Origin of the sequence: Nonomuraea sp. NPDC050547 (assembly GCF_044457345.1) — a bacterium.
Lineage (GTDB): Bacteria > Actinomycetota > Actinomycetes > Streptosporangiales > Streptosporangiaceae > Nonomuraea.
In genome coordinates this window covers 437,826-459,346 of sequence record NZ_JBITGW010000005.1, presented here as the reverse complement: position 1 = coordinate 459,346, position 21,521 = coordinate 437,826, and the positions used below count along the sequence as shown (strand labels likewise).

Below are 21,521 nucleotides of genomic sequence, written 5' to 3'. Positions count from 1 at the left end.
CCCATGAGACGGATCGGCGCCGGCCTCTGCGCGCTCACCCTGGCGTTCGCCGTGCCCGCGGCTCCCGCGGGCGCGGCGGCGCCCCCCGCGCGGTCCACCGTGCTCCGCGCCGCCATGGACGGCTCGGGCGTGGACACGCTCAACCCGTTCCTGGCGTTCTTCAACGGCGCCCTGGAGACGTTCGGCATGGTCTACCCGTCGCTGAACTCCCTGGACCCCAGCGGCGCGCCCGGCCCGTACCTGGCGACGAAGTGGGAGCCGTCGGCGGACCGGCTCACCTGGACGTTCACGATCCGGGAGGGCCTCAAGTGGAGTGACGGCAAGCCCATCACCGCCGAGGACGCCGCCTGGACCCTCAACCTGATCATGACGGACGCGGTCGCGGGCACGGCCAACGGCTCCCTGGTCTCCAACTTCGAGAAGGTCGCCGCCGAGGGCCCGGCGACCCTCGTGATCAGGACGAAGGCGCCGCAGGCGAGCGTGCCGTACGTGAGCCACCCGATGAGCGGCATCCCGATCGTGCCCAAGCACGTCTGGGAGCCGCTGGCCAAGAACCTCAAGGACGTCAAGAACGACGTCTTCCCGCTGGTCGGCTACGGCCCGTGGACGCTGACGGAGTACAAGCAGGAGCAGTACGCCAAGTTCACCGCGAACAAGGAGTTCGTGCTCGGCCCGCCGAAGTTCGACACCCTGGTGCTGCAGAGCTTCAAGTCGGGCGACGCGGCCGTGGCGGCGCTGCGCAGCGGCCAGATCGACTACAAGGCCGGCGTCAACCCGACCCAGTTCAAGGCGCTCCAGGCGGACCCGAAGATCGCGGCGGTGCGGACGGTCGGCAACGGCTGGATGGGCCTGGAGATCAACCACAACGCCCGCACCCGGTCCGGCAAGAAGATCGGCACGGGCCACCCGGCACTCGGCGACCCCGCGCTGCGCAAGGCGATCGCGCTGGCCACCGACAAGCAGACGCTGGTCACGAAGGTGATCGACGGCGTGGGCCGGCTCGGCCACGGCTATCTGCCGCCGGCCTGGCCGCAGTGGTTCTGGACCCCGGCCCAGCCGACCCCGTACGACCCGGCGCAGGCCAACCGGGTGCTGGACGAGGCCGGTTACACCAAGGGCGCCGACGGCGTGCGCACCGACCCGAAGAGCGGCAGGCCGCTCGCCTTCCGCTTCGGCATCCACTCCGACGACGCGGCCGACGCCGCCATCTCCGGCTACGTGGTGGGCTGGATGAAGGAGATCGGGATCAAGCTGACGATCCAGTCGCTCAGCATGAGCGCGCTCAACAGCGACCTGGCCAAGGGCGACTGGGACCTGCTCATGGACGCCTGGACCACCGGGCCCGACCCCACGTACCTGCTGGGCATCCAGAGCTGTGGCACCCTGCCCAAGGACGACGGCACCGGCGGCAACACCGACTCCTTCTTCTGCGACGCCGCCTTCGACGACCTGTTCAAGAAGCAGCTCACCACGTTCGACCAGGCCGAGCGGGCCAAGGTCATCGCCCAGATGCAGGAGATCCTCTACGCCGCCAACGTCAACCAGATCTACTACTACGCCGACGGCCTGGACGTGGCGCGCAAGGACACCGTCACCGGCCTCACGCTCGGCAAGCCGGACGCCGACGGCGTCCACCCGTCGCAGACCGCCTTCTGGAGCTACCTCAACGCCGCCCCGGTCACCGCGACGACGGCGGCCAAGGCCGAGGGCTCCTGGAACGGCATGACCTGGGTCGCCGGCGGGATCGCCCTGGCCGTGGTGCTCGGCGGCGTGCTCGTCTGGCGCCGCCGCGCGGGCGGGGCCGACCGTGAGTAGGTACCTCGGCAAGAAGGTCGCCGCGGCCCTGGTGAGCTTCCTGGTCACGCTGGTCATCGGGTTCGTGATCTTCAGCCTGATGCCGGCCGACCCGGTGCGTACGCTCACCAGGGGGCGGCCGACCAGCGAGGAGCAGCTCGCCCAGATCCGCGTCCAGCTCGGCCTGGACGAGCCGGTCTGGTACCGCTTCCTCACCTTCGCCGGCGACACGCTCCGCGGCGAGCTGGGCTTCTCCTGGCAGTTCCAGCAGTCGGTCTCCTCGCTGGTGGCCGAGCGCCTCGGGCCGACGCTGCTGCTCATGGGCGCGGCGGCGGCGATCTCCATCGTGCTCGGGCTCTGGCTGGGCGTGCACAGCGGCTGGCAGCACGGCAGCCTGTTCGACAAGGTCTCCTCCGGCGCCTCGCTGACGCTGTGGTCGGTGCCCACGTTCTGGCTCGGGATGATCCTGCTCGTGCTGTTCAGCGGCTGGTTCCCCAGCGGCGGCATGACCGACCCGTCGCTGGCCGCCACCGGCCTCGAGCACGTGCTGGACGTCGCCCGCCACCTGGTGCTTCCCGCGCTGACGATGGTGCTGGTGGTCTTCGCCCAGTACGTGACGGTGATGCGCTCGTCCGTCATCGACGAGCTCGGCAGCCCATACCTTCTGACCGCCCGCGCCAAAGGGCTGACCGACGCCGATGTGCGCAGGAAGCACGCGGTGCCCAACGCGCTGCTGCCCTCCGTGACGATGATCTTCATGCACCTCGGCACGCTCGTGACCGGGGCCATCACCGTCGAGGCCGTCTACTCCTGGCCCGGACTCGGCTACCTCACCTACGAGGCACTCAAGATCCCCGACCTGCCGCTCCTGCAGGGCACCTTCATCATCTTCAGCGCGAGCGTGATCCTCATGAACCTGCTGGCCGACCTCGCCTACCGCTTCCTCGACCCTCGGGTGCGGGTCCAATGAAGCGCTCCGGCCTCTGGGGGATCGGCGTGCTGGCAGCCTTCGCCCTGCTGGCCCTGACCGCCCCGCTGCACATCGGCGACGACCAGCTCGACGTGGTCAGGGTCGACGGCCCGCGCCTGGCCCCGCCCAGCGCCGCCTACCCGCTCGGCACCGACCTGGCCGGCCGTTCGATCCTCCACCTGGTCATCTGGGGCAGCCGCGAGTCGCTGAGCATCGGCCTCATCGCCACCGCGCTGACCGTCCTGCTCGGCACCGCCGTCGGCCTGCTCGCCGGCCACTACCAGGGCCGCGTCGGCCAGGCGCTCATGCACGTGACCGACTGGTTCATCGCCCTGCCCAGCCTGCCGCTCGCCATCTCGCTGTCGGCCGTGCTCGGCCAGGGCGCCGCCTCCATCACGATCGCCATCGCCGTCACCTCCTGGACGGCCACCGCCCGCCTCGTCCGCGCCCAGACGCTCGCCGTGGAGGCCAGGCCCTTCATCGAACGCGCCAGGGCGCTCGGCGCCGGCAACCGCCAGGTGATGCTCCGGCACGTGCTGCCCAACGTCATGCCGCTCGTCCTGGTCTCCAGCACCCTGACCGTCGCGTCGGCCATCCTGTCCGAGGCCACCCTGACCTTCCTCGGCCTGGGCGACCCCACCAGCGTGACCTGGGGCTCGATGCTGCAGACCGCCTTCTCCGGCGGCGCCGTCACCGCCGGCGCCTGGTGGTACCTGATGCCGCCCGGCCTGGCGATCCTGCTCGTCGTGCTCGGCTTCACGCTGACGGGCCGCGCTGTGGAACACCTGCTCAACCCCCGGATGGTGCAGCATGCTTGAGGTCCGCGACCTGCGCGTCGCCTATGGAGGTACGCCCGCCGTACGCGGCGTCAGCTTCACCCTCGAACCCGGCCGCACCCTCGGCGTGGCCGGCGAGTCGGGCTGCGGCAAGTCCACGATGGCACTCGGCCTCCTACGCCTGCTGCCCGCGAGCGCCCAGGTCAGCGGCGAGGTCATCTTCAAGGGCGAGAACCTGCTGACCGCCCGCTGGGCCCGGCTGCGCGCCGTACGATGGTCGGCCGCCTCGGTCGTGTTCCAGGGCGCGATGAGCGCGCTCAACCCGGTGCGCACCGTCGGCGAGCAGCTGTGCGAGCCGATTCTGCTGCACGACAAGACCACCCGGAAGCAGGCCGGGCAGCGCGCCGCCGAACTGATGGAGAGCGTCGGACTGCCACCTGAGCGGCTGCGCGGCTACCCGCACGAGTTCTCCGGCGGCCAGCGCCAGCGCATCATGATCGCGATGGCGCTGGCCTGCCGCCCCGACCTGATCATCGCCGACGAGCCCACCACCGCCCTCGACGTCATGGTCCAGGCGCAGATCATGGACCTGCTGTCCGGCCTCGTGCGCGAGTCCGGCATCGCGGTCATCATGATCAGTCACGACCTGTCCGTCCTCGCCCAGCTCTGCGACACCCTCGCCATCATGTACGGCGGGCGGATCGTCGAGCAGGGCCCCGCCCGCGAACTCATCGGCGACCCCCGGCACCCCTACACCAGGGCCCTGGCCGGAGCCTTCCCCGCCATCGGCGACCCCAGCTCCCGCCGCAACCCGGTGGGCCTGGCCGGAGATCCTCCCCGCGGGGCCGACCTGGGCGCGGGGTGCGCGTTCGCGCCCCGGTGCGGGGACGCGGGGGAGGCCTGCCGTACCGGGGAGGTCGTGTTGTGGCCGAGCGGACCCGCGCGGACCGCGGCCTGTGTGCGCGTGCTGGAAGGAGAGCTCCATGCTTGAGGCCCGCGACCTGACCGTCGTCCACCCCGCCCGCGGCGGCCGCCCGCCCGCGCGCGCCGTCGACGGCGTCAACCTCCAGGTACGGCCCGGGGAGATCGTCGCCCTCATCGGCGAGTCCGGCTGTGGCAAGAGCACGCTGGCCAGGGCGCTGGTCGGCCTCGTGCCCCCCACCTCGGGCCAGGTCCTGTACCAGGGCGTGCCCTTGGACCCGCGCCGCATGCGCGCCTTCCGCCGGCGCGTTCAGCTCGTCCTCCAGGACCCCGGCGGCGCGCTCAACCCCCGCCAGAACGTCTTCGACGCCGTCGCCGAGGGCCCCCGCCTGCACGGCGAGGGTGGTGGGCGCCTGCGTGCCGGGGCCGGACGACCGCTCCACACCGAGTGGCCGCGCGGAGGAGGCGGTCGGCCGCGTGGCAGAGGCGACCGGCCGCCGCACGCCGAGGACACCGCGTGGCTGGGCGGCAGAGGCGAGGGCGAAGAGCCGCGGTCCCGCGCCCCGGAGGGGTTTCCACCTCACGACAGCGACGAGCTGCCGCCCCGCACCGGGGAGGCGCGGCCGCCCCGCGAGCCTGACAGGCGCACGCGCGGTGAGAGCGAGGGGCGACAGCGTGGCGGGGGGTTGAATGAGCGGGTGCGGGAGGCGCTCTCCAAGGCCGGGCTGCGGCCGCCGGAGGAGTTCTACCGCCGCTTCCCGCACGAGCTGTCCGGCGGGCAGCAGCAGCGCGTGGTCATCGCGGGCGCGCTCGCCCTCGACCCGGCGGTGATCGTCGCCGACGAGCCCGTGGCCTCGCTGGACGCCTCCGTCCGCGGCGAGATCCTCAAGCTCATCCTGTCCCTGCGCGACGAGCTGGGCCTGTCGGCGCTCGTGGTCAGCCACGACCTCGGCCTGGCCTGGAACATCGCCGACAGGGTCGCGGTCATGTACCTGGGCAGGATCGTCGAGACCGGCACCGTCGAGGACGTCCTGCTCCGGCCCCGCCACCCCTACACCCGGGCGCTGCTGTCGGTCCTGCCCGACTCGCCCCAGCGGATCGTGCTGACCGGCGAACCGCCCGACCCCACCCGCGTGCCCGCAGGATGCCGCTTCCACCCCAGGTGTCCCGTCCGTGTCGCCGGATGCGAAACGATCGATCTGCCCGTCCTGTCCCCGGCCGATTCCGTGGCCTGTTCGGAGGTACCTCAGTGAACCGCCTCATCCCCCCGCCCGCCCTGCGCCCCGGCGACCGGGTCGCCGTCATCGTCGCCTCCAGCCCGTGCAACCAGACCAAGCTGGCGGGCGGCGTCGCGGCGCTCAAGGCGTTCGGGCTGGAGCCCGAGGTCTTCGACTCCGCGCGGGCCGCCGGGACCGGCTTCGACTACCTCGCCGGTGACGACGCCCTGCGCGCCGCCGACCTCACCAGGGCGCTGGCCGACCCCGCGTACGCGGGAGTGCTCATGGCGGGCGGCGGCTACGGCGCCCAGCGCACGCTGGAGCTCGTCGACTGGTCGCGGATCGACCCGGCGGCGCCCAAGGTCGTGGCGGGCTACTCCGACGTGACCGCGCTGCTGGAGGCGGTGGCCGTCAAGCTCGGGTGGGGCAGCTTCTTCGGGCCGATGGTCGCCTGCGACGCCTTCCACGAGGGCGCGGGCTCCTACGCCTTCGACAAGCTCATGGCCATGATCACCACGCCGGTCACCGAGCTGCGCTTCGCAGGCGCGCGCGCCATCGTGCCCGGTGTGGCGGAAGGCGTCACCGTCGGCGGCAACGCCAGCCTGCTGGCCGCCGGCGTCGGCACCGACACCTCGCTGCCCGCCAAGGGCGCCATCCTGTTCCTGGAGGACGTGGACGAATACACCTTCCGCCTCGACCGCATCTTCACCCAGCTGCGCCGCTCCACCTACACCGACGGGGTGGCCGGGATCCTGCTCGGCACGTTCACCGAGTGCGGCGACCCGGGTGACGTGGAACGGCTGCTCGCCGACCGCTTCGGCGACCTCGGCGTGCCGGTGCTGGCCGGGGCGGACATCGGCCACAACGTCCCCATGCAGACCTACCCGGTCGGCGTGCCCGCCCGCCTCGACGCCGACGCCGGGGTGCTGACCCTGCTCAAGCCCGCCCTGGCGTAGCGCGCCGCGCCCTGCCGCGTCGTGCCGGTGCCCTGCGACGGCAGGGCGCGGCAGGGCGTAACCTCGTGCGTTGTGCCGAGCATTCCGCAGCCCCTCGTACCCGATGACGACGGCAGCGCCGACGCCGCCGTCGCCGCCGCGCTGTCCGCCTACGCGGCGGGCGAGGCCGACGCGTCCCAGGTGCTGTCGGCGCTGAGCGGCGCGCGGCTGCTGGTGCCCGTCGTGGCGCTGCTGACCTCCTCCGAGGTCGGCGAGCACGGGCTCAGGCAGGAGAAGGAAAGCGAGATGGCACTGCCCAAGCTCGTCGGCCAGGACGGGCGGGAGGCGGTGCTCGCCTTCACCTCGGCGCGGTCGCTCGCCCTGTGGCGGCCCGACGCGCGGCCGATCCAGGTGAGCGCCCTCGACGTGTGCCGGGCGGCCGCCGCGGAGAAGGCCGCCGCCGTGGTGGTGGACGTGGCCGGCCCCGTGTCCTTCGTCATCGAGGGCGAAGTGCTGGCGGCGCTCGCCGCGATCGCCACCGGCGCCACCGCGGAGGGCGTCACCGTCGCCCGCCTCGAACCGGCCAGGCGCGGCCTGCGCTGGCCCTGGCGCCGGAACTAGCCGCATGGCCCCGCTCGGGGGCCGGTGGATGGACGCCGCGTGCCGAGCCTGTCGCGGGTGCGACGGGCGGCTCTTCGCCGATGAGAAGACCGCCTCTGCGCCTGTGCGCACGGGCCGGCTCTTTCGGCTGTGCGGGGTGGGGGCGCGTGGTTACGCTCGGAGGGTGGGCGGCCTCCTCATAGCGGTGAGCGCGTTCGCCGGGCTGCTCTGGGGCGGGTACGTCCGGGCGATGGCCGACGGGTTCGAGGCCGAACCCGCCGACACGCGGGCCGAGGCCAGGCGGGCGCTGGCGCGGTGGCCGCGGTATCGGTTCCCGCCCTGGTTCGAGCTGGCCGGTGCCGTGATCTGCGCGCTGGTGGTCTGGCGGGCGGGCCTGCCGTACCTCTTCTTCGTGCTGGCCGGGATCGCGCTGGCGGTCGTCGACTGGCGTACCTCGCGGCTGCCCGACGTGCTCACGCTGCCCGCCTATCCTCTGCTGGCGCTCACGCTGGTTCCCACCGGCGAGGTGGCGCGGGCCCTGCTGGGCGGTGCCGCGCTGGCCTTCCTGTACGGCGTGCTGTGGTTCGCCAGACCGACCGCCATGGGCCTCGGCGACGTCAAGCTGGCCGGGCTGATCGGCATGGCGGCGGGCGCGCTCGGCTGGGAGCAGTGGGTGGCCGCGGCGCTCGGCGGGCAGCTCCTCGGCGCCCTCTACGCCGTCTGGCTGCTGGCCACCAAACGGGGCGGGCGCGACACCCAGTTCCCGTTCGGGCCGTTCATGCTGCTCGGGGCGCTCGGCGCGCTCTGTCTCGGCAACTGAACACCGACATCAGCACACTGCCACGCATGGAAGACTTGGGGGCATGTTGCGCTGGTTGACCGCCGGAGAGTCCCACGGCCCCGAACTCGTTGCCATCCTGGAGGGCCTGCCGGCCGGGGTCGAGGTGACCACGGCCGCCATCGACGAGGCGCTGCGCCGCCGCCGCCTCGGCTATGGGCGCGGCGCCCGGATGAAGTTCGAGCAGGACGAGGTGACGATCGCCGGCGGTGTGCGCCACGGCCGCACCATGGGCAGCCCCGTCGCCATCCGCGTCGGCAACACCGAGTGGCCCAAGTGGGAGAAGGTCATGGCGGCCGACCCGGTCGACCCGGCCGAGCTGGCGGGCATGGCGCGCAACGCGCCCCGCTCGCGTCCCCGCCCCGGCCACGCCGACCTGGCCGGCATGCAGAAGTACGGCTTCGACGACGCCCGCAACGTCCTCGACCGGGCCAGCGCCCGCGAGACCGCCGCCCGGGTCGCGCTCGGCGAGGTCGCCAGGCGCTTCCTCAAGCAGGCGCTCGGCGTCGACATCGTCAGCCACGTCACCGAGATCGGCGGCGCGCGCACCCCGGCCGAGATGCTGCCCGGCCCCGGCGACCTCCAGCGCATCGACGACGACCCGGTCCGCTGCTCCGACGCCGAGGGCAGCGCCGCGATGGTCGCCGTCATCGACCAGGCGCACAAGGACGGCGACACGCTCGGCGGCGTCGTCGAGGTCCTCGCGTACGGCCTGCCGCCCGGCCTGGGCAGCTACACCCACTGGGACCGCCGCCTCGACTCCCGCCTGGCCGGGGCGCTCATGGGCATCCAGGCCATCAAGGGCGTGGCGGTCGGCGACGGTTTCGAGACCGCCCGCCGTCCCGGATCCCGCGCCCACGACGAGATCGAGTACACCACCGAAGACGGCGTCAAGCGCGTCACCAACCGCGCGGGCGGCGTCGAGGGCGGCATGACCAACGGCGAGATCCTGCGGGTCAGCGCCGCGATGAAGCCCATCTCCACCGTCCCGAGGGCGCTGGCCACCATCGACGTCCTGACCGGCGAGGCGGCCAAGGCCCATCACGAGCGCTCCGACGTCTGCGCGGTCCCGGCCGCCGGCATCGTGGCCGAGGCCATGGTCGCGCTGGTGCTGGCCGACGCGGCGCTCGAGAAGTTCGGCGGCGACTCCGTCGAGGAGGTCGCCCGCAACCTGTCCGGCTACCTGTCGTCAATGGTGATCAAATGAGCCGCGCTGTACTCATCGGGCCGCCCGGGTCGGGGAAGTCCACTCTCGGCCGGTTGCTGGCCGACAAGCTCGGGGTCGGCTACCGCGACACCGACGCCGACGTCGAGGCGGTCGCCGGCAAGCCGGTCAGCGACATCTTCATCGAGGACGGCGAGGAGCGTTTCCGCGAGCTGGAGTTCGAGGCCGTACGCGAGGCGCTGGCCGGGCATGACGGCGTGCTGGCGCTGGGCGGCGGCGCCATCCTGCGCGAGGACACCCAGGCACTGCTCGCCGGCCACCCGGTCGTCTACCTCCAGGTGGGGCTGACCGACGCGGTGCAGCGGGTCGGGCTCGCCTCGGCCAGGCCGCTGCTGGTGCTCAACCCGCGCAGCCAGCTGAAGAAGCTCATGGAGGCCCGGCGCCCGATCTACGAGCGGCTGGCCGTCCTCACGGTCGCCACCGACGGGCGCGAGCCCGCCGAGCTCGTCGAGGAGATCGTGAAGGGGCTCGGGGCGTGAGCGTCGGAAGGATCACCGTCAAGGGCGACAGCCCGTACGACGTCGTCATCGGCACCGGCGTGCTGGGCGAGCTGCCCGGCCTGCTGGGCGAGGGCGTGCGCACGGTCGCGGTCGTGCACCCCTCGACGCTGCCCGAGATCTCCCGTCCGGTCTGTGAGGCGCTGACCGGGGCCGGCTATGACGTGGTCGAGCTGCCGGTGCCCGACGGCGAGCAGGCCAAGAGCGTCGAGGTGGCCGCCGGGCTGTGGTCGGCGCTCGGACGCTACGGCGTCACCCGCTCCGACGCGGTCGTCGGCGTGGGCGGCGGCGCGACCACCGACCTGGCCGGGTTCGTCGCGGGCACGTGGCTGCGCGGCATCAAGGTCGTGCTCGTCCCGACGACGCTGCTGGCCATGGTCGACGCCGCGGTCGGCGGCAAGAACGGCATCGACACCCCCGAGGGCAAGAACCTCGTCGGCACCTTCCTGCCGCCCGCCGGCGTGCTGTGCGACCTGGCGACGCTGCCGTCGATGCCGCGCGCCGACTACGTGGCCGGCCTGGCCGAGATCATCAAGGGCGGGTTCATCGCCGACCCCACGATCCTCATGCTGATCGAGGACGACCCCGACGCGGCCACCCGGCCCGAGGGCGAGCACACCCGCGAGCTCATCGAGCGCAAGATCCAGGTCAAGGCCGACGTCGTCGGCGCCGACCTGCGCGAGTCGGGCCTGCGCGAGATCCTCAACTACGGCCACACGCTGGCCCACGCCATCGAGCGGCACGAGCACTACCTCATGCGTCACGGCGAGGCCGTGGCCATCGGCATGATGTACGCCGCCGAGCTGTCGCGGCTGTCGGGCCGGGCCGACCTCGTCGAGCGGACCAGGAGCATCCTCACCTCGGTTGGCCTGCCGACCTCCTACCGCGCCGACGCCTGGCCGGAACTGCGCGAGCACATGCGCATGGACAAGAAGAACCGCGGCGCCAAGCAGCGCTTCGTCGTCCTGGACGGCCTGGCCAAGCCGGGCCGCCTGGAGGATCCGGCCGAGGAACTGCTGGCGGCGGCGTACAAGGAGATCGCGCGATGATCTACGTGCTCAACGGCCCCAACCTGCGCCGCCTCGGCACCCGCGAGCCCGACGTCTACGGCGCCGAGACCTTCGCCGACCTGACCGAGCTGTGCCGGGCCACCGGCCGCGAGCTCGGCGTCGAGGTCGAGGTACGCCAGACCGACGACGAGGCCACGATGATCGGCTGGATCCACGAGGCGGCCGACGGCGGGATCCCGGTCGTGCTCAACCCGGCCGCGTTCACCCACTACTCCTACGGCCTGCGCGACGCGATAGCCCAGCGCACCGCGCCGCTGGTCGAGGTGCACATCTCCAATCCCGCGGCGCGGGAGGAGTTCCGCCACAACTCGGTGGTGGCCGGTGTGGCGACCGGCACGATCGCCGGGTTCGGGCTACGCTCCTACGTCCTCGCCCTGCACGCGATCATGGAGATGGCAAGCAAGTAATGCGGCACTACGGCTCTTTCGTCGCGCTCGGCGACAGCTTCACCGAAGGCCTGAACGACCCCGGCGCCAACGGTCATTACCGCGGCTGGGCCGACCGGGTGGCCGAGCGCCTCGCCGTGGACCACCCCGCCTTCCGGTACGCCAACCTCGCCGTCCGCGGCAAGCTGATGGACCAGATCGTCGCCGAGCAGGTCCCGGTGGCCGCCGAGATGGCCCCCGACCTGGTGAGCCTGTGCGCGGGCGGCAACGACCTGCTGCGCCCCGGCAGCGACCCCGACACGATGGCCAAGAAGCTCGCCGCCGCCGCCCGTACCCTGCGCGCGGCCGGCGCCGACGTCCTGCTGTTCACCGGCGTCGACCCGCGCGACACCCCGCTGATGCGCCACATGCGCGGCAAGTTCGCCGTCTTCTACCTGCACGTACGCTCCATCTCCGACCTGTACGGCTGCCGCCTGGTCGACCAGTGGTCCATGCAGGGGCTGCGCGACTGGCGGGCATGGAGCGCCGACCGCCTCCACATGAACGAGGACGGCCACCGCCTGGTCGCCGCCCGGGTCCTGGACGTGCTCGGGGTGCCGTTCGACGAGTCGTGGCAGAAGGAGTGGCCGGAGCGCGCGCTGGACCCCCGTGCCAAGCGGCGCGAGGACGCCCAGTGGATCAGGGAGCACCTGATGCCCTGGGTCACCCGCCGCCTGCGCGGAACCAGCTCAGGCGATGGCGTCCTCCCGAAACGCCCTGACCTGACCCCCTGGTCATAGGGCGAAAAAGCCAATCAAAAGCGGCGTCTCCTAGGCTCTCTTCCCGTCGGGACTGGAGGGGCAGAGCACGGCGACGTGCCTGACTCGACGTGTACTGACCGAGGGAGCGTGGTGGGGGGGGGGGGGGGGGGCCCCCGCCCCCCCCCCCCCCCCCGGCGGGGGGGGGGGGGCGGCCGGGCGGGGGGGGGCCCCCGGGCCGCCCCGGGCCCCCCCCGGGGGGGGGGGGGGGGGGGGGGGGGGGGGGGGGGGGGGGGGGGGGGGGGGGGGGGGGGGGGGGGGGGGGGGGGCCCCCCCCCACCACCACCCTCCCTCTTCTCCTCTTCAGGGCTTCCATCCGTTATGGCGCCCCGCGGACACGCGCCTCGCCGCCCTTCGGGACCCGGCACGATGCGCCTCGTCTTGTGCCCGTAACGCTGCGGCTCGTGTCTTCGGCGCCCTGGCGCGGGCCAAGAGGGCGCCGTGACGGTGGTCGGCCCGTCCGGCGTGAGAAGCGATCCCCCCGATCTGCGCCCGCGCACGTCGGCGGGTGGCGGGTGGGGCGGCTCGCCGTAACGGATGGAAAGCCCTTAAGCGCCGGAGAGGCGCTTCAGAGCGGCGCGGGGGACGGCCGGGTCGGTGGTGCGCCAGAACGGGGGAAGCGAGCCGAGGAGGAAGCCGCTGTAGCGGGCGGTGGCGAGGCGTGGGTCGAGGACCGCCACCACGCCCTTGTCGTCCATGGAGCGCAGCAGCCGCCCCGTGCCCTGCGCGAGCAGCAGGGCCGCGTGCGTGGCCGCCACGGTCATGAAGCCGTTGCCGCCGCGCGCCTGCACGTGGCGCTGGCGGGCCGAGGTCAGCGGGTCGTCAGGCCGCGGGAACGGCACGCGGTCGATGATGACCAGCCGCAGCGAGGGGCCGGGCACGTCGACGCCCTGCCACAGCGACAGGGTCCCGAACAGGCAGGTCGGCTCGGACTCCGCGAACTGCTTCACCAGCAGCATCGTCGAGTCGTCCCCCTGGCACAGCAGCGGCACGTCCAGCCGCTCCCTCAGCGCCTCGGTGGCGGCCTTGGCGGCGCGCATCGAGGAGAACAGGCCCAGCGTGCGCCCGCCGGCCGCCTCGATCAGCTCGGTGATCTCGTCGAGGTACTGCTGCGGCAGGCCGTCGCGGCCGGGCTGCGGCAGGTGCTTGGCGACGTAGAGGATTCCGGCGCGGGGGTGGTCGAAGGGGGAGCCGACGTCCAGGCCGTTCCAGCCCTTGTCGTCGGTCAGGCCCCACTGCCGCGCCATGCCGTCGAACGTGCCGCCGAGCGCGAGCGTGGCGGAGGTGAGCACGACCGTGCGCTCGCCGAAGAGCTTGTCGCGCAGCATGCCGCCGACGTTGAGCGGCGCGACGCGCAGGACGGGCGGGCGGCGGTCGTTGCCGTCCTCCAGCCAGACGACCTCGGCGCGGTCCTCCTCGGCGGCGTGGCCGTAGGCCTCCAGCATGCGTACGGCGGTGTCGTGGACCTCGTCGAGCGCGTTGAACGCGGCCTTGCGCTGCCCGGCGCGCTCCGGGTCGTCCTTGTCGGCGCCGCGCGGACCCATCGCGGTCACGCATCGTGCGGCCGAGTCGCGCACGAGCGCGAGCGTCAGGCCGAGCACCTCGGGCAGTTCGTCGATACGGCCGGCCGGCGCCGCGGCCAGCAGCGCCTTGAGATCCTCGCCCGCCTCCATGAGCTGGTCGGAGACCGGCTGGTCGATCAGGCGGGCCACGCGGCGCACCGCCAGCGAGACCGACGCCTCCGACAGCTCGGAGGTGACCACGGAGGTGACCCGGTCGACCAGTTCGTGGGCCTCGTCGACGACCACGACCTCGTGCTCGGGCAGCACCGGGATCTCGCCCATGGCGTCGATGGCCAGCAGCGCGTGGTTGGTGACCACGACGTCGACCTCGCCGGCGCGGGCCCTGGCCATCTCGGCGAAGCACTCGGCGCCGCTCGGGCAGCGCTGGGCGCCCAGGCACTCCTGGGCGCTCACCGAGAACTGCCGCCAGGCCTGCTCGCTGACGCCGGGCACGAGCTCGTCGCGGTCGCCGGTCTCGGTCTCCTCCGCCCATTCCTGGATGCGCTGGACCATCCGGCCGGTGGCGCTGACCTCGCGCGGGTCGAAGAGCTGGTCCTGCTCGTCCTCTTCCGGCCAGCCGGCGGTGGCCTTGTAGCGGCACAGGTAGTTGCGCCGGCCCTTGAGTATCGCGAAGGACGGCTCGTGGGGCAGCTCCTTGGCCAGCGTCTCGGCCAGGCGGGGCAGGTCGCGGTCGACGAGCTGGCGCTGCAGCGCGATGGTGGCGGTGGAGACGACGACGGGGGAGTCGGTGCCCATGGCGTGGCGGATCGAGGGCACGAGGTAGGCCAGCGACTTGCCGGTGCCGGTGCCCGCCTGGACGGCCACGTGCTCCTCGGTGTCGATGGCCCGCTGGACGGCCCGCACCATCTCGATCTGGCCGGCCCGCTCGCTCCCTCCGAGGGCGGTGACGGCGGCGCTGAGAAGCTCTTCGACTGGGGGCAGATGGGAGTCCGGCACCCCACAAAGCTACCGGCATTTCCGAGGTAGTCGGGGAGTGATCGAATGGACGCATCCCGGCGTTACCGAACCGGTCGGGCATCTCGCATGGCACACTTGCGGTCGGAATCCCAACCGGTCAAGAAAGATCTTCCTAACGTGATCAGAGGGGGTTGCGGTGGGTTTGGGTCGGCCGGTTCAGTAGGGTTTTCCGGGGTTGAGTGGACGAATAAAGGCTGGTTAAAGCAGTATGTCTGCCATGTCGGAAGTTGTCCCGTTGCCGTCGTTCGGCGAGGTGTTCTTCGATGCGCGAGGCCAGGAGCGGTGTCTCCGGGTCACCTGGCACGAGGGAACGCTCGTTCTCAGCCTATGGCGTGGGGAGATGTGCACGGCCTCCTTCCGCATGCCCATGGACGACGTCGGGCGCCTGCTCGACACCCTCGACGAGGGCTTCGCGGAGGCGACGGGCGAGCAGCCCGCCGTGCCCGCGCACGACCCCGAGGCGATCCCCGGCACCGGGCAGTACCACCGCCCGCCGGAGAGCGGGCTCCCGCAGCCACCGCACTACTCCCAGGCCCACGCCGACGAGCGCCCGACCGCGGCGCTGTCGCCCAACGACGTCCTGGTGGCCAGGGGAGCTCCCGCGCCGCCGGACAAGCTGGTGGCCTCCTACGACACCACCCCGCCGCGCGAGATGCCCATCCCGGGGTACGGCGAGCAGCGCCCCGCCTACGGCGACCAGCCCACCTACGGCGACCAGCCGTCGTACGCCGAGCAGCAGTCCTACGGCGAGCAGCAGCCTTATGGCGAGCGGCAACCCGCCTACAACGACACGCCGCTGTACAACGACACGCCCGCCTACGGCGACCAGCAGCACTACGGCGACCGGTCCGGCTACCACCCCGACCAGACCCAGCCGGTCAAGCAGCCCTTCACCGGCCCGCAGTACGCCGAGCCCGCCGCCCAGGCCGACCCGTTCTACCAGCTGCCCGCCACCGAGTCCCGCCACCGGCAGGCCCCGCTGTCCACCGACCCGCTGGGTTTCCCCTCGCAGGCGGCCGAGCCGTACCACCAGCAGCAGCAGGGCGGCCACTACCAGACGAACCAGCAGTACACCCCGCAGCCGGACCCGTACGCGACCGGCCAGCACGCCGCGCCCGCCGCCTACCAGCAGCAGCCGCAGCACCAGCGTGAACGCGGCCAGGGCACGGCCGGGCTCGGCACGCCCATGCACGGCATCCCGGGCGCCGGACGGCGGGCCCAGCAGGACTACCACTCGGGCGACCACCAGCCCTACCAGGCGCCGGCCGCCAACCCGGTGGACCCGCTGCTGGCCCTGAGCAACCCGGTGCCGCCGCACCACCAGGAACCGGACATCACCCGGCCCTACGTCGGCGACCCGATGTTCTCCACGGGCGAGCGGCTGCGCCCCGAGCAGCAGTACGACGACCGGGGCGACCGGCGCGAGTGGTGAGCCGCGGCGCGTCGGCGGGGAGATCCACGACGACCTCCTGATCGGGCATCATGCCATGTGACACAGCGTGTCACCGCCCGTTCCGAGGAGGCTGCCGTGAACCCGGAGATGGCCCTGCGCCTGCTGCTCGTCGCCGCGGGCGCGCTTCTGGTGGCCGCCGTCGCCAGGCGCAGAGGCTGGCCGGCGCCGCTGCTGCTGGTGCTGGCCGGGCTGGTCGCCTCGCCGCTGGTGCCGCCGGTGCCGCTCGACTCCGAGGTCGTGCTGCTGGTCTTCCTGCCGCCGCTGCTCTACTCGGCCGCCCTCGACAGCTCCTACCTGCGCCTGCGCGAGGTGACCAGGCCGGTCGCGCTGCTGTCGGTCGGGCTGGTGCTGTTCACCATGGTCGTGGTCGGGTACGTGGTGCACCTGCTGGTCCCGGCGCTGCCGATGGCCGCAGCCTTCGCCCTCGGGGCCATCATCGCCCCGCCGGACGCGGTCGCCGCCGTCGCCGTGGCGCGCCGGCTGGGGCTGCCGCGCCGTACGCTGACGATCCTCATCGGCGAGAGCCTGTTCAACGACGCCACCGCGCTGACCGCCTACCGGGTGGCGATCGGCGCGGCCACCGGCACGGTCTTCCAGCTGACCGGCGCCGTCGGGCAGTTCCTGTACGCGTCGGTGGTGGGCGTGGTCATCGGCGTGGCGCTGGCGCTGGTGTTCGGATGGCTGCTGCCCCGGCTGAAGGACGCGCTGGTCGAGAACACGATCATGCTGATGATCCCGTTCGGCGCCTATCTGGCCGCCGAGCTGGTGCACGCCTCCGGGGTGATCTCGGTGGTGATCGTCGGCCTCTATCTGGGGGCTCGGATGCACCGGCAGGGGTTCGGCACCCGGCTGGTCGCCTCCGGGGTGTGGAAGATGGTGGACTTCTTCCTGGAGACCATCGTCTTCGCGCTCATCGGGCTGCAGCTCACGTACGTGATCCCGAAGGAGTACACGGGCTGGCAGCTGGCCGGGTACGCGCTGGCCGTGTTCGCGGCGGCCGTGGTGGCCCGCTTCGTGTGGGTCGTTCCCACCTCCTACCTGCAGAAGTCCCGGCCGCCCTGGCCGAACGTGGTGATCGTGGGCTGGGCGGGCATGCGGGGCGTGGTCTCGCTGGCCGCCGCCTTCGCCATCCCGGAGGGGTTCGAGGGCGCGGATCTGATGATCTTCCTGACGTTCACCACGGTCATCGGGACGCTGCTGGTGCAAGGGCTGACCTTCCCCACGCTGATCCGCCGCCTCAGGGTGACCAGCGAGAACGAGGTCTACGAGGACAACCTCGGCGAGGCCGCCGCCAAGCAGGCCGCCATCCAGGCCGGTCTGGACGCCCTGAACAGGCAGCTCCCGCCGGACGACGAGCTGGACGAGATCACCCAGGACGTGGTCGGCCAGCTGCGCCAGAAGACGGAACGGCGGGCGATGTCGGCGTGGGAACGGCTCGGCGGCGGCACCGCCCAGGGCGGCTCGGAGACGCCGAGCGCCCTGTACCGGCGGCTGCGCGGCGACATGCTGGTGGCCGAGCGCGAGGTGTTCGTCAGGCTGCGCAACGAGCGGCGCATCGACGACGAGGTGATGCGCAGGATGATGGCGGAACTGGACTTCGAGGAGGCGATCCTGGAGCGCTAGGTGTACTTGGCCGAGATCAGCTAGGCGCAGGGGTCGCTGAAGGGGAGATCGTCGCCGACGTACGCGCGCCAGTCCGCCCGTGACAGCGGCCGCTCCATCCGCGCGCACACCTGGGGCAGCGCCCGCTCCGCGCTGACCGGCAGGTCGCGCAGCGTCCCGTCGTAGCCGAGTACCCGCAGGTCGCCGCCGGGCAGGAAGGCCAGGCGCGGCGCCGCCTCCAGATCGTCCATCTCCGGCCGGGTGGCGGCCACGGTGCGGGCCGCGCCGAGCTGGTGGCCGGTGCCCAGGTCGAAGACGGTCAGCTGCTCGTCGTGCGCGAGTACCAGCGTCCCGCCGTCGGGGGAGAAGGCGGCCGCGCGCACCGTTCCCGCCACCTGGAAGACCTGTCCCGCCGGCTTCCACGCGGCCGCGTCCCACAGGGCCACCCCGGCCCCGCCGTACGGCGAGGCCCCGCGCCTGCCGGAGCGGTCGAGCACCATCCACAGCCTGGCGACGGTGCCGGGCCCCGACGTCCTGGGCAGGACCGTCATCGCGGCCAGGTCGATCACGTCGACCCGCACCGAGTCCCCGGCCAGCAGGTGGCGCCCGTCGGCGCTGAACGACAGGTCCTGGGAGGAGACCGGCCCGAAGACCTTGGCGATCCGGCGGCCGGGCACGTCCACGAGCGCCACGTGCCCGGTCCCGGGGTAGTCGCTGGACCAGATGAACCCGATCGCCACCCACCGCCCGTCGGGGCTGAACACCATCCGCCCCATGTTGTCGGCCACGCCCTGCTGAGGCCGCTTGATGACCCCGGTGCGGCGGCCGGTCGCGGTGTCCCACACCTGGATCGGCGTGGTCTGGTCGTTGGGGACGACGGTGAGCAGAGTACGGCCGTCGGGGCTGAGGGCGAGGTCGGGTTCGAGGCCGAACTCGAGCTTGCCGAACGCCTTGATCGCCGGGCGGGCCAGCGTGAACGACGGCAGCGCCCACGAACGCGCCTCGGAGCCGACCAGCCCGTAGGCGGTGCTCCCGTCGGCGGTCATGCGCAGCCGCGTGGTCCCGGCGGGCACCGCGCGCTCTCCGCCGGTGTACTGGGCCAGGTCGTAGACGGTGGCCCGGCCGCCGTCGTCGAGCAGGGTCAGCCGCTGGTTGTCGGCGCTGAGCGCGGGCCGCTGGGTGAGGGGCGCGGTCGTGGTGAACCGCATCAGCCTGGCCCGGTCGCGTACCCGCCAGAGCGTGACGACCGAGGGCGCGGTCTCCACGACGCCGTAGTCGCTGAGGTGGCTGAGCGTCACCATGTACGCCCCGTCGGCGGAGAAGTCGGCGGTCTGCGCCTCGCCGGGGAAGTCCCGCACGCGCTTGCCGTCGGCGAGCCTGACCAGGGCCAGGTCGTCCTCCTCCGAGACCGCGGCGGCGGCGCCGTCGGGCGTGATGCCGGCCACCGCGCCGGGCAGCCGGCGCGGCAGCTTCCTGGCCGGGCCCGAGGGCAGCTCGCGCACCGCGCTGCCGCCCTCCTCCTCGCCGGTGTCGTCCATGACGGTGAACCGGTCGCCTGGGCCCACCTCCTGGTCGCCGGTCCCGTGCCGGGTGAATGTGCCGGCCGCCCTGCTCCACAGCCCGATGAACGGCCCGCCCTGGTTGGCGGTCACCTCCAGGTAGCCGCCCGCCGGGCTGAAGCGCAGCGATCCGGGAATGTTGGCACCGGTGCCGAGCACGTCCTTCGACCGGTCCTGCGCCACGAGCTTGCCGGTGCGCAGGCTCCACAGCCGGATCCTGCCGGAGGCGCCGAGCGCGAGAGTGTCCCCGTCGGGCGACAGCGCCGCGCGGAACGGTCCCGGCCCGACGCCGCCGAACTCCCGCCGCACCGCGCCGCTGCGCACGTCGTAGACGCGCACCCGGTCGTCCCCGGCGCTCACCAGCAGTGAGCCGTCGAGGCTGAGCGCCCGTCCGGTGTTGGTGAGCAAAGGATCCTTGAAGGTGTGCGTCTCGGGCTGGGCGAGCGAGCTCAGCACCGCCGCCTTCGCCTCGGGCACGGGCGCGATCCGGTACGCGGCCGCGCTCAACGCCATCGCCTTGGCCGGATCGGTCTGGCGCAGCCCGTCGGCCTGGAGCGCCACCAGCCTGGCCCGCTCCTCGGCCCGCTTGTCGGCGAGCTGCTTTCCGCTGGCCTGGCTGAGCCGCGTCTGCTGCCAGGCCAGGACCCCGGCCACGAGCGCGGTGATCGTCAGGACGGCCACGCCGCCGGTGACCAGGCGCCGCCGCCTGGCCCTGCTCCGGTCGTGGCTCCGGCTCGCCTCGACGAAGGCCCGCTCGGTGGCGTTCAGTGTGAGGTGGCCGGGCACGGGCCGGTCGACGGCCTCGCGCAGGGCCGTACCCCGCAAGAGGTCTTCGTCGCGGCGGCCGTGCGCGGACCAGCGGCGGGCGGCCTCGCCGAGCCTGCGGTGGCGGGCCAGGGCCGCGCGGTCGCCGGCCACCCACTCGTGCAGGCGTGGCCAGGCGCGCAGCAGCGCGGGACGGCCCAGGCAGACGGTGTCGGGGCCGCGCTCGATCAGCCGGGCGCGTTCGAGCTCGGCCAGCACGGGCTCGGCGGCGGGGCGGCCGTCGAGCAGTTCGCCGAGCGTGGCCGAGCGCGGGCTTTCCTCGCCTTCGCGCACGTCGACCAGGCGCAGCAGCACCTGGCGGGCCAGCTCGCGTTCGGCGGGCGGCAGCGCGGCGTAGACCTGCTCGGCGACCAGGCCGAGCGCGGGCTCGCCGGCCAGTTCCTCGGGCGGGCGCACCCTGGCCGCCTCCCGCGCGGCGGAGGCCATGAGCGGCTCCTCGGCCATGGAGGCGCCGAGCAGCGCGCTGAGCAGGTCGTGCGCGCTCGGCCGCAGCTCCGGGTCCTTGGCCAGCGCGGCGGCCACGTGCGGGCGCAGCGGCGCGGGCACGGGCGTCAGGTCGGGCTCGTCGTTGAGCAGCCGGTTGATGACGGCGACCGTCGTCGGCGCGGTGAAGGCGTCGCGGCCGGCGGCGGCGAAGTAGACCAGCGCGCCCCAGGCGAAGACGTCGGCGGCGGGCTCGGCCCGGCCGCCGGAGAAGACCTCGGGCGCCATGTACATGGGCGTGCCGGTCAGCTCGCCGGTCGAGGTCATCGACAGGCCGGCCGCGCGGGCGATGCCGAAGTCGATGACGCGCGGGCCGTCCGGTCCGAGCAGCACGTTCTCCGGTTTGAGGTCGCGGTGGACCACTCCGGCGTGGTGAATGGCGGCCAGCGCGGTGGCCACGCCGAGCGCCAGCCGGTGCAGCGCGTCGCCGGTGAACGGCGCGGCTCTGCGCAGGCTGGGACCGGCCACGAACTCGGTGACCAGGTAAGGCCGCTCCCCGGTCAGGTCGTGGTCGATGATGCGGGCGGTACAGAAGGAGGCGACGCGCTGGGCGGCGCGCACCTCGCGCAGGAACCTCCTGCGCAGCGCGGAGTCGCCCGACAGGTAGGCGTGCAGGACCTTGACCGCCACCCTGTTGGCCGCCTCGTCGTAGGCCTCGTAGACGACGCCCTGGCCACCGGCTCCCAGCCGGCCGGCCAGCCAGTATTCCCCCAGCCGCAGCGGTTCCCCGTTCACGAGCGGTTAGATGCGCGCTCAGCCCATCTGGTTGTCGACGTAGCACCACCGCCAGCTCTCGCCGGGCTCGAAGGACTGGATGACCGGGTGGCCGTCGCCCCCGGCGTGCTTGCTGGCGTGCCGGGACGGTGAGGAGTCACAGCAGCCGATATGTCCGCACGACAGGCAGCGCCTCAGGTGCACCCAGCGGCCACCGGTCGCCAGGCACTCCTCGCAGCCCTCGGGCGTACGCGCGGGCGGGTCGCCGGCGTTGGAAAGATGTTCGCAGATTGCCATAAGCGAAATCGTAGGACTAGAA

General features: G+C 73.0%; 18 protein-coding genes. 15 read left to right on the top strand and 3 right to left on the bottom strand.

From position 1 onward, the window contains the following. The first annotated feature begins 3 nt into the window (after positions 1-3). From ACIBHY_RS15860 to ACIBHY_RS15800, 13 genes are all read left to right on the top strand, one after another. Complete coding sequence (locus tag ACIBHY_RS15860) at positions 4-1,815, top strand: ABC transporter substrate-binding protein (RefSeq protein ID WP_397242766.1); 1,812 nt, start codon at positions 4-6, stop codon at positions 1,813-1,815. Then, on the top strand, positions 1,808-2,764 hold the full coding sequence (locus ACIBHY_RS15855) for an ABC transporter permease (RefSeq protein WP_397306999.1): 957 nt from the start codon (positions 1,808-1,810) through the stop codon (positions 2,762-2,764). The genes ACIBHY_RS15860 and ACIBHY_RS15855 overlap by 8 nt, the downstream gene beginning before the upstream one ends. After that, positions 2,761-3,582 (top strand): ABC transporter permease, encoded by an 822-nt coding sequence (locus ACIBHY_RS15850; RefSeq protein WP_397097458.1) that lies wholly within the window; start codon positions 2,761-2,763, stop codon positions 3,580-3,582. Before ACIBHY_RS15855 ends, ACIBHY_RS15850 begins: the two co-directional genes overlap by 4 nt. Then, on the top strand, positions 3,575-4,531 hold the full coding sequence (locus tag ACIBHY_RS15845) for an ABC transporter ATP-binding protein (RefSeq protein WP_397306998.1): 957 nt from the start codon (positions 3,575-3,577) through the stop codon (positions 4,529-4,531). Before ACIBHY_RS15850 ends, ACIBHY_RS15845 begins: the two co-directional genes overlap by 8 nt. Then, positions 4,524-5,714, top strand: a complete 1,191-nt coding sequence (locus ACIBHY_RS15840; protein WP_397306997.1) for an ABC transporter ATP-binding protein — start codon at positions 4,524-4,526, stop codon at positions 5,712-5,714. Before ACIBHY_RS15845 ends, ACIBHY_RS15840 begins: the two co-directional genes overlap by 8 nt. Then, positions 5,711-6,634: an LD-carboxypeptidase gene (locus tag ACIBHY_RS15835; RefSeq protein WP_397242774.1), complete on the top strand. Its 924-nt coding sequence runs from the start codon at positions 5,711-5,713 to the stop codon at positions 6,632-6,634. Before ACIBHY_RS15840 ends, ACIBHY_RS15835 begins: the two co-directional genes overlap by 4 nt. Positions 6,635-6,706: 72 nt before the next feature. Further along, the gene (locus ACIBHY_RS15830; RefSeq protein ID WP_397306996.1) at positions 6,707-7,234 is read left to right on the top strand and encodes an SseB family protein; all 528 of its coding nucleotides are present in this window, start codon (positions 6,707-6,709) and stop codon (positions 7,232-7,234) included. Positions 7,235-7,397: 163 nt separating this feature from the next. Continuing rightward, positions 7,398-8,033, top strand: coding sequence for a prepilin peptidase (locus ACIBHY_RS15825; RefSeq protein WP_397306995.1), 636 nt, complete (start codon positions 7,398-7,400; stop codon positions 8,031-8,033). Between the two features lie 43 nt (positions 8,034-8,076). Then, positions 8,077-9,258, top strand: coding sequence for a chorismate synthase (aroC, locus tag ACIBHY_RS15820; protein ID WP_397242780.1), 1,182 nt, complete (start codon positions 8,077-8,079; stop codon positions 9,256-9,258). Continuing rightward, positions 9,255-9,755, top strand: coding sequence for a shikimate kinase (locus ACIBHY_RS15815; protein ID WP_397242782.1), 501 nt, complete (start codon positions 9,255-9,257; stop codon positions 9,753-9,755). The genes aroC and ACIBHY_RS15815 overlap by 4 nt, the downstream gene beginning before the upstream one ends. Further along, positions 9,752-10,822 (top strand): 3-dehydroquinate synthase, encoded by a 1,071-nt coding sequence (gene aroB, locus ACIBHY_RS15810; RefSeq protein ID WP_397242784.1) that lies wholly within the window; start codon positions 9,752-9,754, stop codon positions 10,820-10,822. The genes ACIBHY_RS15815 and aroB overlap by 4 nt, the downstream gene beginning before the upstream one ends. Further along, entirely contained in the window at positions 10,819-11,250 is a 432-nt protein-coding gene (gene aroQ, locus ACIBHY_RS15805; protein ID WP_397306994.1) for a type II 3-dehydroquinate dehydratase, read from the top strand. The genes aroB and aroQ overlap by 4 nt, the downstream gene beginning before the upstream one ends. Beyond that, positions 11,250-12,008: an SGNH/GDSL hydrolase family protein gene (locus tag ACIBHY_RS15800; RefSeq protein ID WP_397242788.1), complete on the top strand. Its 759-nt coding sequence runs from the start codon at positions 11,250-11,252 to the stop codon at positions 12,006-12,008. Before aroQ ends, ACIBHY_RS15800 begins: the two co-directional genes overlap by 1 nt. Before the next feature lie 566 nt (positions 12,009-12,574). On the opposite strand, the gene ACIBHY_RS15795 is transcribed toward ACIBHY_RS15800, so the two are convergent. Further along, entirely contained in the window at positions 12,575-14,545 is a 1,971-nt protein-coding gene (locus ACIBHY_RS15795; protein ID WP_397242790.1) for an ATP-dependent DNA helicase, read from the bottom strand. 238 nt (positions 14,546-14,783) lie between these two features. Between ACIBHY_RS15795 and ACIBHY_RS15790 the strand changes: the two genes are divergently transcribed. Beyond that, positions 14,784-15,998, top strand: coding sequence for a hypothetical protein (locus tag ACIBHY_RS15790; RefSeq protein WP_397306993.1), 1,215 nt, complete (start codon positions 14,784-14,786; stop codon positions 15,996-15,998). A gap of 96 nt (positions 15,999-16,094) precedes the next feature. Next, on the top strand, positions 16,095-17,642 hold the full coding sequence (locus ACIBHY_RS15785) for a Na+/H+ antiporter (protein ID WP_397242794.1): 1,548 nt from the start codon (positions 16,095-16,097) through the stop codon (positions 17,640-17,642). Between the two features lie 20 nt (positions 17,643-17,662). Here ACIBHY_RS15785 and ACIBHY_RS15780 read toward each other — a convergent pair whose 3' ends face one another. Further along, positions 17,663-21,223 (bottom strand): WD40 repeat domain-containing serine/threonine protein kinase, encoded by a 3,561-nt coding sequence (locus ACIBHY_RS15780; protein WP_397306992.1) that lies wholly within the window; start codon positions 21,221-21,223, stop codon positions 17,663-17,665. A gap of 18 nt (positions 21,224-21,241) precedes the next feature. Beyond that, positions 21,242-21,499: a UBP-type zinc finger domain-containing protein gene (locus tag ACIBHY_RS15775; RefSeq protein ID WP_379618771.1), complete on the bottom strand. Its 258-nt coding sequence runs from the start codon at positions 21,497-21,499 to the stop codon at positions 21,242-21,244. Positions 21,500-21,521: the final 22 nt, after the last annotated feature.